This is a genomic window from Rhodoferax sp. (assembly GCF_037143375.1).
Taxonomy (GTDB): Bacteria; Pseudomonadota; Gammaproteobacteria; order Burkholderiales; family Burkholderiaceae_C; genus Rhodoferax.
The window spans coordinates 35,737-47,495 of sequence record NZ_JBAWYV010000008.1; the positions used below are offsets into that span (position 1 = coordinate 35,737).

Here is an 11,759-nt window from a genome sequence, read left to right on the forward strand (position 1 = left end):
CACGGGAGCTACTGCCTGAAATGACCATGAAAGTAATTGAGATTCGCGAGTTCGGTGCGCCAGACGTTTTGCGACTGGCGGACCGGCCTGTGCCAGTGCCGGGTGTAGGTGAGTTGCTGATCCGCGTGGCGGCCAGCGGGGTTAATCGCCCCGATGTTTTGCAGCGCACCGGCAACTATCCGGTGCCACCGGGGGCCTCGGATATTCCTGGGCTCGAAGTGGCAGGCGTGATCGAACAGGGCGATGCTCAAGAACTCTTGCGGGCAGGCTTCAAACGGGGTGACCGGGTTTGTGCGCTGGTGGCCGGTGGTGGTTATGCCCAATATTGTGTGGCGCCGGTGGGCCAATGCCTGCCAGTTCCCAAAGGCTTGACGGATGTTGAGGCAGCCTCGCTGCCAGAGACATTTTTCACGGTCTGGAGCAATGTGTTTGACCGGGTTCATCTGCAGTCGGGCGAAACGCTGTTGATTCAGGGTGGCTCCAGCGGCATTGGTGTGACCGCCATTCAGTTGGCCAAAGCCATGGGTGCCAAGGTGATCGTCACGGCCGGCAGCGATGAAAAATGCGCCGCTTGCCTGGCCTTGGGGGCTGACCACGCCATCAATTACAAGACACATGATTTCCAGGTCGAGGTCAAGCGACTGACGAGCGGGCAGGGTGTCAATGTCATTCTTGACATGGTCGCCGGCAGCTATGTCGCGAAAGAAATTGAGTGTTTAAGTGAAGATGGTCGTCTTGTCATCATTGCGGTGCAGGGTGGCATAAAGTGTGAAATAAATGCTGGCTTGGTACTGCGTCGGCGCTTGACCATCACAGGTTCAACCCTGCGGCCAAGGCCTATTGCCTTTAAAGAGGCGATTGCACAGGCTTGTCTGAAAAATGTTTGGCCGTTGATTGAGGGTGGTCGCATCAAACCGGTTATTCACAGTACGTTCGAGGCGCACGATGCTTTCAAGGCACACGCCCTGATGGAATCAAACCAGCATGTTGGAAAAATAGTTTTGACTTGGGGAAATGCATGAAAAAGAAACTGATCGCAGGCAACTGGAAAATGAATGGCAGTCTGGCGGGCAACGAGACTTTGGTTAAAGGTCTGTTAGCGGGTCTAGGTTCTCCAGCTTGCCATGTGGCACTGTGCGTACCATCGATTTATCTGGCGCAAATGCAAGCTTTGCTAAACGGAAGCGCTATCGATGTTGGGGCTCAGGACGTTTCCCCGCATGAGGTTGGCGCCTATACCGGTGAAATATCTGGTGCCATGCTCAATGAGTTTGGAACACGGTATGTATTGGTTGGGCATTCTGAACGCCGTCAATACCATTTTGAGACAGATGCGCTGGTAGCTTCTAAAGCGCAGCGTGCGCTGGCTTGCGGTATTACGCCAATCGTTTGTGTTGGCGAAACACTGGCTGAGCGTGAGGCCGGTAAAACTGAAGAAGTGGTCAAGCGTCAACTGGCTGCAGTTATACATACCAATGGTCATTGCATCAGCGAGATCGTGGTGGCGTATGAGCCTGTTTGGGCGATTGGCACCGGTAAAACTGCCAGCGTCGAGCAGGCACAACAGGTGCACGCTGTTTTGCGTGCTCAATTAAAAGCAGCAACCCCACAGGCAGATCGTATTCATATCCTTTATGGTGGCAGCATGAATGCTGCTAACGCTGCGCAGTTATTGGCTCAACCGGATATAGATGGGGGTTTGGTTGGCGGGGCCTCGCTTAAAGCCGCAGATTTTTTATCAATTATTGCTTCAGCCCTTTGATTCTGGGTTTTTAGCTGCAACAAATTTTGGAGTTTTCAATGAGTGTTTTTTTAACGATCCTTCTCGCCGTGCAGATGATTGCAGCTGTGAGCATGGTAGGTCTGATTCTGGTTCAGCACGGCAAAGGTGCTGACATGGGAGCAGCCTTTGGCAGTGGTGGCTCCGGTAGTCTTTTTGGTGCCAGTGGTAGTGCCAACTTTTTGTCGCGAACAACGGCAGTGTTAGCCACGATCTTCTTTGTGTGCACACTGATGCTGGCTTATTTTGGTGCGGCTCGTCCTGCAGCAAGTTCAGGCAGTGTGCTTGAAAGCTCGACCGTTGCAGCACCTATTCCTGCCGCTGTGGTGCCTGTGGTGCCCGCTTCAGGTGCAGCTCAAATTCCATCAAAATAACCGTACCTGACTTACGCGTTAAATTGCCTAATTCCATGCTCTAAATCAGGGAATTTCAGGGTAAACTCTAGTTCTGTTTGGAAAGCTTGATCTACGAAGATCATTCGTAAATTCAGGTATTAGAAAACCGCCGTCGTGGTGAAATTGGTAGACACGCTATCTTGAGGTGGTAGTGGCGAAAGCTTTGCGAGTTCGAGTCTCGCCGACGGCACCAAATTAACAAGCTTGGTGTATTTGTATGCATCAGGTAAGACTTTGATCAGAATACTAAGATGAACCTTGATCAGTACTTGCCAGTCCTTATGTTCATTTTGGTGGGCATTGCAGTAGGCGTTGTTCCTCAAATTCTGGGCTATATTCTTGGCCCGAATCGGCCAGATCCGGCCAAAAACTCCCCGTATGAATGCGGCTTCGAAGCTTTCGAAGATGCGCGAATGAAATTCGATGTGCGCTACTACTTGGTGGCCATTTTGTTCATTTTGTTTGACCTTGAAATCGCCTTTCTTTTTCCGTGGGCTGTAGCGCTCAAGGAGATAGGAATTCTTGGATTCTGGACGGTAATGGAGTTTGTGGGCATTCTTGTCATAGGCTTTGTTTACATGTGGAAAAAAGGGGCCCTTGACTGGGAGTAATGCGATGATCGAAGGCATTTTAAAAGAAGGCTTTGTCACCACAAGTTACGACTCGGTGATGAATTGGGCTAAGACTGGTTCAGTCTGGCCAATGACGTTTGGCTTGGCTTGCTGTGCGGTTGAAATGATGCATGCAGCAGCAGCGCGATATGACATTAGTCGTTTTGGCGCTGAAGTATTTCGCGCCAGTCCTCGTCAATCAGATTTGATGATTGTTGCTGGGACTTTGTGCAATAAAATGGCGCCGGCCTTGCGCAAGGTCTACGACCAGATGTCGGAGCCGCGTTGGGTCATTAGTATGGGTTCCTGTGCCAATGGTGGTGGTTATTACCACTACAGTTATTCCGTTGTGCGTGGGTGCGACAGAATTGTTCCGGTCGATGTCTATGTGCCTGGTTGTCCTCCAACTGCTGAAGCGTTGATTTACGGAATCATGCAGTTGCAGTTAAAAATCCGTAGAACGCAAACGATTGCACGGGCATAAAGGATTGGTAATGACTGTATTTGCTGTGAATGCCGAGGCCTTGAAAAAGACAATCGCTGCTGCCTTGGGTGATAAAGTTAAAAGCATCAATGTCGCTCTTGGTGAGGTCACTGTTGTGGTGGCTGCTGCTGATTACCTGAGTGCTGCTAAAACCTTACGCGATGCTCCAGATTGCTGTTTTGAACAATTGATGGATTTGTGTGGCGTAGATTACTCGGATTACAAGGGCGTAGGTCAAGATGGCTTCCGTTTTTGTGCTGTGCTTCATCTGTTGTCTGTCAGCTTAAACCAGCGTGTACGATTAAAAGTATTCGCTGAAGATGATGATTTCCCAGTAGTTGCTTCCGTGATGGAACTCTGGAATTCTGCGAACTGGTTTGAACGCGAAGCCTTTGACCTTTTCGGAATTGTTTTCGAAGGTCACAACGACTTGCGGCGCATTCTTACTGACTATGGCTTTATTGGTCATCCGTTCAGAAAAGATTTTCCTTTAAGCGGTCATGTCGAGATGCGCTATGACGCTGAAAGTCGACGTGTCGTATATCAGCCTGTAACGATTGAACCGCGAGAAATTACTCCGCGCATCATCCGTGAAGACAATTACGGAGGCCTGCACTAGGCGACTTGGTTATGGCTGAAATAAAAAACTACACACTTAACTTCGGGCCACAGCATCCAGCTGCTCATGGCGTATTGCGTTTGGTTCTCGAACTCGATGGCGAAGTAGTTCAGCGTGCTGACCCGCATATCGGGCTATTGCATCGCGCGACCGAAAAGCTGGCTGAAAGCAAAACGTACATTCAATCATTGCCGTACATGGATCGTCTTGATTACGTGTCGATGATGTGTAATGAACACGCCTATTGTCTCGCCATTGAAAAGTTGCTGGACATTGATGTGCCTGTGCGTGCGCAGTACATCCGGGTGATGTTTGCAGAGATCACCCGACTCTTGAATCACCTGATGTGGTTGGGGTCACATGGGAATGACTGCGGAAGCTCTACGATTCTGATTTACACGTTTCGCGAGCGAGAAGATCTCTTTGATATGTACGAGGCCGTTAGCGGTGCTCGCATGCATGCTGCCTACTTTCGTCCAGGGGGTGTCTACAGGGATCTACCCGAGACAATGCCCCAGTTCAAAGCTAGCAAAATAAGAAATGCCAAGGGCGTCGCTGAGTTGAATAGCAATCGCCAAGGCTCGTTGCTTGATTACATTGAAGATTTCACTCGCCGTTTTCCAACGTATTTGGGTGAATACCATACGCTGCTCACAGAAAACAGGATTTGGAAACAACGTACGGTTGATATCGGTGTTGTGACGGCAGAGCGTGCAATGAACATGGGCTTCTCTGGCGCCATGCTCCGGGGTTCAGGTGTCGCGTGGGATTTGCGTAAAAAACAACCCTATGATGTTTACGATCAAGTTGAGTTCGATGTTCCTGTGGGTGTGACCGGCGATTGCTACGATCGATATCTCGTCCGTATGGAAGAGATGAAGCAGTCCAATAACATCATCAAACAGTGTATCGACTGGTTGCGCGTCAATCCAGGTCCAGTGATTACCGATAACCATAAAGTCGCACCGCCAGACCGCGAATCCATGAAGTCAAACATGGAAGAGCTTATTCATCACTTTAAACTCTTCACCGAAGGTTTTCATGTGCCTGAAGGCGAGGCCTATGCAGCGACAGAACATCCCAAGGGAGAGTTCGGTATTTACATTGTGAGCGATGGCGCCAACAAGCCTTACCGGTTAAAAATTCGTCCACCTGGTTATGTACATTTGGCTGGGCTGAATGAGTTAGCGGGTGGTCACATGATTGCGGACGTTGTCGCCGTAATTGGGACAATGGACATTGTGTTTGGAGAGATTGACCGATGATCTCAGAAATTGTTACTCAAGAGACCTTGGCACGTTTTGCCAAGGAAGTTGCTAAATATCCGGATGACCAAAAACAATCGGCTGTTATGGCGTGTCTCGCGATCGTGCAGCAAGAAGCTGGGTTCGTAAGTGCGGAAAGTGAAAAAGTAATCGCAGATTACCTCGGCATGGCACCCATTGCTGTTCACGAAGTGACTACTTTCTACAACATGTATAACCAACATGCTTGTGGCAAGTACAAGCTCAACGTTTGCACAAACTTACCTTGTCAGTTGCGTGATGGCGGTCGGGCACTGCAACATCTTGAAGAGAAGTTAGGCATTAGCATGGGAGAAACCACACCAGATGGTTTGTTCACACTTCAACAATGTGAATGTTTAGGTGCTTGTGCAGATTCGCCTGTCTTATTGGTAAATGACAGAACAATGTGCAGTTTCATGAGCAATGACAAACTTGATCAATTGGTGGATGGTTTGCGTGCTGCAGGAGACCCTCAATGATGGCTGAGAAAATTCTCGCTCAGTTTCAAGCCACTGGCGTACAAACATGCTTTCATGATCGGCATATAAACTCTCAGATCTTGACGGGTTTGACCGGTAGCAACTGGCGTTTAAGAGACTACGAATCGCGCGGTGGCTATCAGGCACTTCGGAAAATACTTGGCACCGACGGTGGCGAGGGTCTGACCCAAGACCAAGTCATTGCGGTTGTTAAAGAATCATCGCTTCGCGGACGCGGTGGCGCTGGGTTTCCAACGGGGCTTAAATGGAGCTTCATGCCCCGCCAGTTTCCCGGGCAAAAATACCTGGTTTGTAACTCGGATGAGGGCGAGCCTGGAACCTGTAAAGACCGCGATATTCTTCAATTCAATCCTCACATTGTTATTGAAGGAATGATCATTGCAGCTTATGCCATGGGCATAACGGTAGGCTACAACTACATCCATGGCGAAATATTCAAGAGCTATGACCGATTTGAAGAAGCTTTGGAAGAAGCCCGTGCCGCAGGTTATTTGGGTGACAAGATTTTAGGAAGCGCGTTCTCATTTCAGTTGCATGCTGCGCACGGTTTCGGAGCCTACATTTGTGGTGAAGAGACCGCGCTACTGGAATCGCTGGAAGGTAAAAAAGGACAACCACGTTTCAAGCCTCCTTTCCCTGCTAGTTTTGGCTTATACGGCAAGCCGACCACCATCAACAATACCGAAACTTTTGCAGCTGTTCCCTGGATCATTCGAAACGGTGGCAAAGCTTATCTGGAATCCGGCAAGCCAAACAACGGTGGCACCAAGATCTATTCTGTAAGCGGCGACGTAGAGCTTCCTGGAAACTATGAAATTCCCATGGGGACACCGTTCTCCGTGTTGCTAGAACTTGCCGGTGGCGTACGAAGTGGCCGCAAACTGAAGGCCGTTATTCCTGGTGGTTCATCTTCGCCTATTTTGCCTGCCAGCATCATGATGGAATGCACTATGGATTACGACTCCATAGCCAAAGCCGGTTCTATGCTTGGTTCAGGTGCCGTCATCGTTTTAGATGACAGTCGTTGTATGGTCAAGAGCCTTCAACGTTTGAGTTATTTCTACATGCACGAATCCTGTGGACAGTGCACACCATGCCGAGAAGGCACAGGGTGGTTGTCCCGTTTGGTTGACAGAATTGAAGAAGGGCATGGAAAAGTATCTGACATGGACCTGCTGAATTCAGTGGCAGAAGACATACAGGGGCGGACAATCTGTGCACTGGGTGACGCGGCTGCTATGCCAGTTCGCGCCATGATCAAGCATTTCCGGCATGAATTTGAATATCACATAGAGCACAAGACCTGCATGGTCCCTGCCTACGTTTGAGCGAGTCCTAAGATGATTGAAATTGAACTCGACGGCAAGAAGGTTGATATTGTTGAAGGCAGCATGATCATGCATGCCGCTGACAAGGCCGGCACCTATATCCCGCATTTTTGTTACCACAAAAAACTAAGCATTGCAGCAAGCTGCCGCATGTGCCTGGTTGATGTTGAAAAAATGCCCAAGCCGATGCCTGCTTGTGCAACGCCTGTAACGCAGGGCATGATTGTTCGCACTAAAAGCGATAAAGCAATCAAGGCTCAAAAATCAGTGATGGAATTTTTGCTGATTAATCACCCCCTTGATTGTCCAATTTGTGACCAGGGCGGAGAGTGCCAGTTGCAAGATTTAGCAGTCGGTTACGGCGCCTCATCTTCACGCTACGAAGAAGAAAAACGCGTTGTTGCTGTCAAGGACGTAGGCCCCTTGATTTCCATGCAAGAAATGAGTCGTTGTATTCATTGCACACGCTGCATTCGCTTTGGTCAAGAGGTGGCCGGCGTCATGGAACTGGGCATGTCTAACCGTGGCGAGCATGCAGAGATTGAAACGTTTCTTGGTCAGTCCATTGATTCTGAACTCTCTGGCAATATGATTGATATCTGTCCTGTTGGCGCATTGACAAGCAAGCCCTTCAGATACAGTGCGCGCACGTGGGAATTATCACGCCGCAAGTCTGTCAGCCCGCATGATTCCACGGGTGCAAATTTGATCGTTCAGGTCAAAAATAACAAGGTCATGCGCGTTGTCCCACTAGAAAATGAAGAAGTCAATGAATGCTGGATCGCTGACCGCGACCGCTTTTCTTACGAGGCATTGAACAGCGATGAGCGTTTAACTACCCCGATGATCAAACAGGGCGGTGAATGGAAGTCTGTCGAATGGCAGACTGCACTGGAATACATTGCCAATGGTTTGAAAGACATTCGTACTGAGCATGGCGCATCGAGCATTGGTGCTTTGGTTAGTCCACATAGCACGCTTGAAGAAGCCTATCTTGCAAGTAATTTGATTCGCGGCTTAGGTAGTGAAAACGTAGATTACCGTTTGCGCAATTCTGAATTCAAGATGTCAGAAGGTGCTCATTATCTCGGGACGTCGATTGCTTCTTTGTCCGATCTACAACGTGTTTTGGTTATTGGATCAAGCCTTCGTAAAGATCACCCACTGTTCGCACAGCGGATTCGTCAGGCAGCTCGCAAGGGTTGTGTGGTCAACGTTGTTCAATCTGCGGTAGAAGATTGGGCCATGCCTGTGTCCAACACGCTTTTGTGCTCCGCTGATTTCTGGGTGCAAGCACTTGCAGATATTGCAACTGCATTAGCTGTGGAAAAAGGGGTGACTTCTCCAGCGAATGGAACTGTTACTGAGTCAGCCCAAACTATTGCAAAGTCGCTGTTAGGCGGCGAGCGGAAGTCCGTTTTACTAGGCAATGCTGCTGCGCATCACGCCAAGGCTTCCAGTATTTTGGCTCTTGCTAATTGGATTGCTGATGCAGCAGGTGCCACTGTTGGTTATTTGACTGAAGCTGCAAATACAGTTGGCGCTCAGATTGCAGGAGCAGTTCCTGGTGCTAAGGGTCTCAACGCATCAGAAATGCTTGGTGGTGGACTTAAAGCAGTGTTGTTGTTGAATACTGAACCTGAATTCGATTCAGCAGCAGGCACTAATTCTGTATCTGGTCTGATGAATGCTCAGATGGTTGTGACGCTGAGCCCATTCAAGGCCAATATGGCAATTAGTGATGTTTTGTTACCCATTGCTCCTTTTACAGAAACTTCAGGCTCGTTTATTAATGCTGAAGGCCGTGTTCAAAGCTTCCATGCAGTTGTGAAGCCACTTGGGGATGCACGTCCTGCATGGAAAGTGCTCCGCGTGCTAGCCAATATGCTGAGTATTCCAAGTATTGATTTTGATTCTTCTAAGGCTGTGCTTGCTGCTATTCCTGGCTTATCAACGTCGGAAGATATCCAGGTACTACCGGGATTATTAAGCAATGCAACACAAGCCAACATTGATCTATCTCCTTCCTCAGTGCAGCCTGTAGTTGCAAGTATTTATGAGTTGGACAGCATCGTTCGTCGAGCTCCTGCACTGAAGGCGACAGTAGATGGCAAAAGCCACAAATCGGTTGAAGAGGTGGCAGCATGATTGACATGATTTATGCCTTCGGTCTGGGATTGCTGGATGCAATTTGGTGGACTGCAATTGCTTGGCCGATCATCTGGACGTTAGTCAAGATCGTGGTCGTAGTCTTGCCTTTAATGGGCGCCGTGGCTTACCTGACATTATGGGAACGAAAGTTTCTGGGTTGGATGCAAGTTCGTGTCGGACCAAATCGTGTGGGGCCTTTGGGTTTATTGCAGCCAATTGCTGACGCTTTGAAACTGTTGGGTAAAGAAATTCTTATGCCGACAGCAGCCAGTAAAGGCCTGTTCTTTATCGGTCCAATTTTGACGATCATGCCCGCCATGGCAGCTTGGGTGGTAATTCCATTTGGTCCTGATCTTGCTCTAGCCAATATCAATGCTGGTTTGTTGTTCGTTATGGCGATCACATCAATGGAAGTCTACGGCGTTGTGATTTCAGGCTGGGCATCAAATTCCAAGTATTCATTCCTGGGAGCCATGCGCGCGTCCGCTCAAATGGTGAGTTATGAACTGGCCATGGGATTTTGTCTTGTTATCGTCTTAATGGTTTCAGCCAGTATGAACATGACAGATATCGTCACAGGGCAGGGCAAGGGTTACTTTGCGCACATGGGATTAAATTTCTTATCCTGGAACTGGTTACCGCTGTTGCCGATTTTTGTGGTTTATATCATTTCAGGTCTGGCTGAAACGAATCGACACCCCTTTGACGTTGTTGAAGGTGAGGCTGAAATTGTTGCTGGGCACATGGTTGAATACTCTGGTATGTCTTATGCCATGTTCTATTTGGCTGAATATGCAAATATGTGGCTAGTTTCCATCTTGGCAACGGTCATGTTCTTGGGTGGATGGATTTCTCCTATTGATAGCGCATTGTTCAACTGGATACCTGGTTGGATATGGTTAGGTATCAAGACATGTGCAGTAGTTAGTTTGTTTATTTGGGTACGTGCTACCTTCCCTCGTTTTCGGTATGACCAGATTATGCGTTTAGGGTGGAAGGTGTTCATACCCGTCACTTTGGTATGGTTAGTGGTAGTGGGTGCCTGGATGCAAACCTCCTTTAATATTTGGAAATAACAGGAGTTGATGATGTCCACAATTACTTCTGTCTCTAAACCGGCTCCTTTTTCTCTCAAGGATTTTCTCACCAGCTTTCTGCTGTTGGAATTATTCAAGGGACTTGCATTAACCGGACGTTATCTTTTTCGTCGAAAAGTAACAATTCAGTTCCCAGAGGAAAAGTCGCCTCTATCTCCTCGTTTTCGTGGTTTGCATGCTTTGCGCCGTTATGAAAACGGGGAAGAGCGTTGCATAGCTTGTAAATTATGCGAAGCAGTTTGCCCGGCAATGGCGATCACCATTGAGTCTGAGGTTCGTTCAGACGGATCAAGACGCACAAGTCGCTACGATATTGATCTGACAAAATGTATTTTTTGTGGGTTTTGTGAAGAGAGTTGCCCTGTAGATTCGATCGTTGAAACTCATATTCTTGAGTATCACGGAGAAAAAAAGGGTGATTTGTACTTCACAAAAGAAATGCTTTTGGCTGTCGGTGACCGTTTTGAAAATGAAATCGCTGCCAATAAAGCAGCAGATGCCAAATACCGCTGATCCATTGCAAGAAAGAAATAATCGATATGGATGTTAAGTCTGGTTTGTTCTACGTATTTTCAGCAGTGTTGCTGTTCTCTGCGTTTCGGGTAATTACCGCCCGCAACCCAGTGCATGCAGTACTTTTTTTAGTACTTACATTTTTTCAGGCCGCTATGGTCTGGATGTTACTTAAGGCAGAGTTTCTGTCCATTGCTTTGGTCCTCGTTTACGTTGGTGCAGTGATGGTTCTTTTCCTGTTTGTTGTGATGATGATGGATATCAACGTCGATAGCATCAGGCATGGTTTCTGGAAGAACTTCCCCTTGGCTGCTGTTGTTGGCGTTTTGATAGCTTTGGAAATGGCTGCAGTCTTGATGGGTGGTTTCCGAGTCATAGAAGAACCGCATGCTTTAGCTGTCGCAGGTAATGCAGCTGTTGAGATTTCTAATAGCAAAGAACTGGGCAAGCTTTTATACACACAATATCTTTACCCGATTGAAGTAGCTGCTGCGATTTTGTTGGTTGCCATGATTGCCGCCATCGCATTGACCTTACGTCAAAGAAAAGATAGCAAGTACGTGAGTCCGTCAGACCAGGTTCGTGTCAAGTCTAAAGATCGGATGGTTGTTCACAAAATGGCGGCTACTAAACCCACCTTGGTTGAAGATTTAACCAACGCCACTGATGCGGAGACTAAGGTATGACAGTTACTCTCGGACATTTTCTTTCATTAGGGGCGATGTTGTTCGCCATGTCAGTGATTGGCATTTTCCTCAATCGTAAAAATTTAATCGTGTTGTTAATGGCGATTGAATTGATGCTTTTGGCCGTAAACACTAATTTCGTTGCTTTCTCCTATTATTTGGGCGATATGCACGGTCAAATATTTGTGTTCTTTATATTGACAGTTGCTGCTGCTGAATCTGCAATTGGTCTCGCCATCTTGGTGCTCTTGTTCCGCAATAAGGCAAGTATCAATGTGGATGAACTTAATACATTGAAGGGTTAATAAG

The 11,759-nt window shown here is 48.0% G+C and carries 14 protein-coding genes and 1 tRNA gene; all 15 read left to right on the forward strand.

Going from position 1 to position 11,759, the window contains the following annotated elements; all coding sequences use genetic code 11:
* Positions 1 to 26: 26 nt before the first annotated feature.
* The gene (locus tag WCG50_RS02575) at positions 27 to 1,022 is read left to right on the forward strand and encodes an NAD(P)H-quinone oxidoreductase (protein ID WP_336898030.1); all 996 of its coding nucleotides are present in this window, start codon (positions 27 to 29) and stop codon (positions 1,020 to 1,022) included.
* A complete protein-coding gene (gene tpiA, locus WCG50_RS02580) occupies positions 1,019 to 1,762 on the forward strand; it encodes a triose-phosphate isomerase (protein ID WP_336897998.1) in 744 nt (247 codons plus the stop codon). The genes WCG50_RS02575 and tpiA overlap by 4 nt, the downstream gene beginning before the upstream one ends.
* 38 nt (positions 1,763 to 1,800) lie before the next feature.
* Entirely contained in the window at positions 1,801 to 2,154 is a 354-nt protein-coding gene (secG, locus tag WCG50_RS02585) for a preprotein translocase subunit SecG (RefSeq protein WP_336897999.1), read from the forward strand.
* 129 nt (positions 2,155 to 2,283) lie between these two features.
* Positions 2,284 to 2,368, forward strand: a tRNA-Leu gene (locus WCG50_RS02590).
* Positions 2,369 to 2,426: 58 nt separating this feature from the next.
* Positions 2,427 to 2,786, forward strand: coding sequence for an NADH-quinone oxidoreductase subunit A (locus WCG50_RS02595; RefSeq protein WP_336898000.1), 360 nt, complete (start codon positions 2,427 to 2,429; stop codon positions 2,784 to 2,786).
* Between the two features lie 4 nt (positions 2,787 to 2,790).
* On the forward strand, positions 2,791 to 3,270 hold the full coding sequence (locus WCG50_RS02600; RefSeq protein WP_336898001.1) for an NADH-quinone oxidoreductase subunit B family protein: 480 nt from the start codon (positions 2,791 to 2,793) through the stop codon (positions 3,268 to 3,270).
* Positions 3,271 to 3,280: 10 nt separating this feature from the next.
* Complete coding sequence (locus tag WCG50_RS02605) at positions 3,281 to 3,889, forward strand: NADH-quinone oxidoreductase subunit C (RefSeq protein WP_336898002.1); 609 nt, start codon at positions 3,281 to 3,283, stop codon at positions 3,887 to 3,889.
* Positions 3,890 to 3,900: 11 nt separating this feature from the next.
* Positions 3,901 to 5,154, forward strand: coding sequence for an NADH-quinone oxidoreductase subunit D (locus tag WCG50_RS02610; protein WP_336898003.1), 1,254 nt, complete (start codon positions 3,901 to 3,903; stop codon positions 5,152 to 5,154).
* Positions 5,151 to 5,654, forward strand: coding sequence for an NADH-quinone oxidoreductase subunit NuoE (gene nuoE, locus WCG50_RS02615; RefSeq protein ID WP_336898004.1), 504 nt, complete (start codon positions 5,151 to 5,153; stop codon positions 5,652 to 5,654). The genes WCG50_RS02610 and nuoE overlap by 4 nt, the downstream gene beginning before the upstream one ends.
* Entirely contained in the window at positions 5,651 to 7,003 is a 1,353-nt protein-coding gene (gene nuoF, locus WCG50_RS02620; protein ID WP_336898005.1) for an NADH-quinone oxidoreductase subunit NuoF, read from the forward strand. Before nuoE ends, nuoF begins: the two co-directional genes overlap by 4 nt.
* Before the next feature lie 12 nt (positions 7,004 to 7,015).
* Positions 7,016 to 9,151, forward strand: a complete 2,136-nt coding sequence (gene nuoG / locus WCG50_RS02625) for an NADH-quinone oxidoreductase subunit NuoG (RefSeq protein WP_336898006.1) — start codon at positions 7,016 to 7,018, stop codon at positions 9,149 to 9,151.
* Complete coding sequence (gene nuoH, locus WCG50_RS02630; protein WP_336898007.1) at positions 9,148 to 10,230, forward strand: NADH-quinone oxidoreductase subunit NuoH; 1,083 nt, start codon at positions 9,148 to 9,150, stop codon at positions 10,228 to 10,230. The genes nuoG and nuoH overlap by 4 nt, the downstream gene beginning before the upstream one ends.
* A gap of 12 nt (positions 10,231 to 10,242) precedes the next feature.
* Positions 10,243 to 10,764 carry an NADH-quinone oxidoreductase subunit NuoI gene (nuoI, locus tag WCG50_RS02635; RefSeq protein WP_336898008.1) on the forward strand — a complete coding sequence of 174 codons (522 nt, stop codon included), beginning with the start codon at positions 10,243 to 10,245 and terminating at the stop codon, positions 10,762 to 10,764.
* A 26-nt stretch (positions 10,765 to 10,790) separates the two neighbouring features.
* Entirely contained in the window at positions 10,791 to 11,450 is a 660-nt protein-coding gene (locus WCG50_RS02640; RefSeq protein WP_336898009.1) for an NADH-quinone oxidoreductase subunit J, read from the forward strand.
* Entirely contained in the window at positions 11,447 to 11,755 is a 309-nt protein-coding gene (nuoK, locus tag WCG50_RS02645) for an NADH-quinone oxidoreductase subunit NuoK (RefSeq protein ID WP_336898010.1), read from the forward strand. Before WCG50_RS02640 ends, nuoK begins: the two co-directional genes overlap by 4 nt.
* Positions 11,756 to 11,759: the final 4 nt, after the last annotated feature.

Bases quoted from the DNA above. Each gene is read 5' to 3' on its own strand.
- WCG50_RS02575 (WP_336898030.1), top strand. From the start codon at position 27: ATGAAAGTAATTGAGATTCGCGAGTTCGGTGCGCCAGACGTTTTGCGA.
- tpiA (WP_336897998.1), top strand. From the start codon at position 1,019: ATGAAAAAGAAACTGATCGCAGGCAACTGGAAAATGAATGGCAGTCTG.
- secG (WP_336897999.1), top strand. From the start codon at position 1,801: ATGAGTGTTTTTTTAACGATCCTTCTCGCCGTGCAGATGATTGCAGCT.
- WCG50_RS02595 (WP_336898000.1), top strand. From the start codon at position 2,427: ATGAACCTTGATCAGTACTTGCCAGTCCTTATGTTCATTTTGGTGGGC.
- WCG50_RS02600 (WP_336898001.1), top strand. From the start codon at position 2,791: ATGATCGAAGGCATTTTAAAAGAAGGCTTTGTCACCACAAGTTACGAC.
- WCG50_RS02605 (WP_336898002.1), top strand. From the start codon at position 3,281: ATGACTGTATTTGCTGTGAATGCCGAGGCCTTGAAAAAGACAATCGCT.
- WCG50_RS02610 (WP_336898003.1), top strand. From the start codon at position 3,901: ATGGCTGAAATAAAAAACTACACACTTAACTTCGGGCCACAGCATCCA.
- nuoE (WP_336898004.1), top strand. From the start codon at position 5,151: ATGATCTCAGAAATTGTTACTCAAGAGACCTTGGCACGTTTTGCCAAG.
- nuoF (WP_336898005.1), top strand. From the start codon at position 5,651: ATGATGGCTGAGAAAATTCTCGCTCAGTTTCAAGCCACTGGCGTACAA.
- nuoG (WP_336898006.1), top strand. From the start codon at position 7,016: ATGATTGAAATTGAACTCGACGGCAAGAAGGTTGATATTGTTGAAGGC.
- nuoH (WP_336898007.1), top strand. From the start codon at position 9,148: ATGATTGACATGATTTATGCCTTCGGTCTGGGATTGCTGGATGCAATT.
- nuoI (WP_336898008.1), top strand. From the start codon at position 10,243: ATGTCCACAATTACTTCTGTCTCTAAACCGGCTCCTTTTTCTCTCAAG.
- WCG50_RS02640 (WP_336898009.1), top strand. From the start codon at position 10,791: ATGGATGTTAAGTCTGGTTTGTTCTACGTATTTTCAGCAGTGTTGCTG.
- nuoK (WP_336898010.1), top strand. From the start codon at position 11,447: ATGACAGTTACTCTCGGACATTTTCTTTCATTAGGGGCGATGTTGTTC.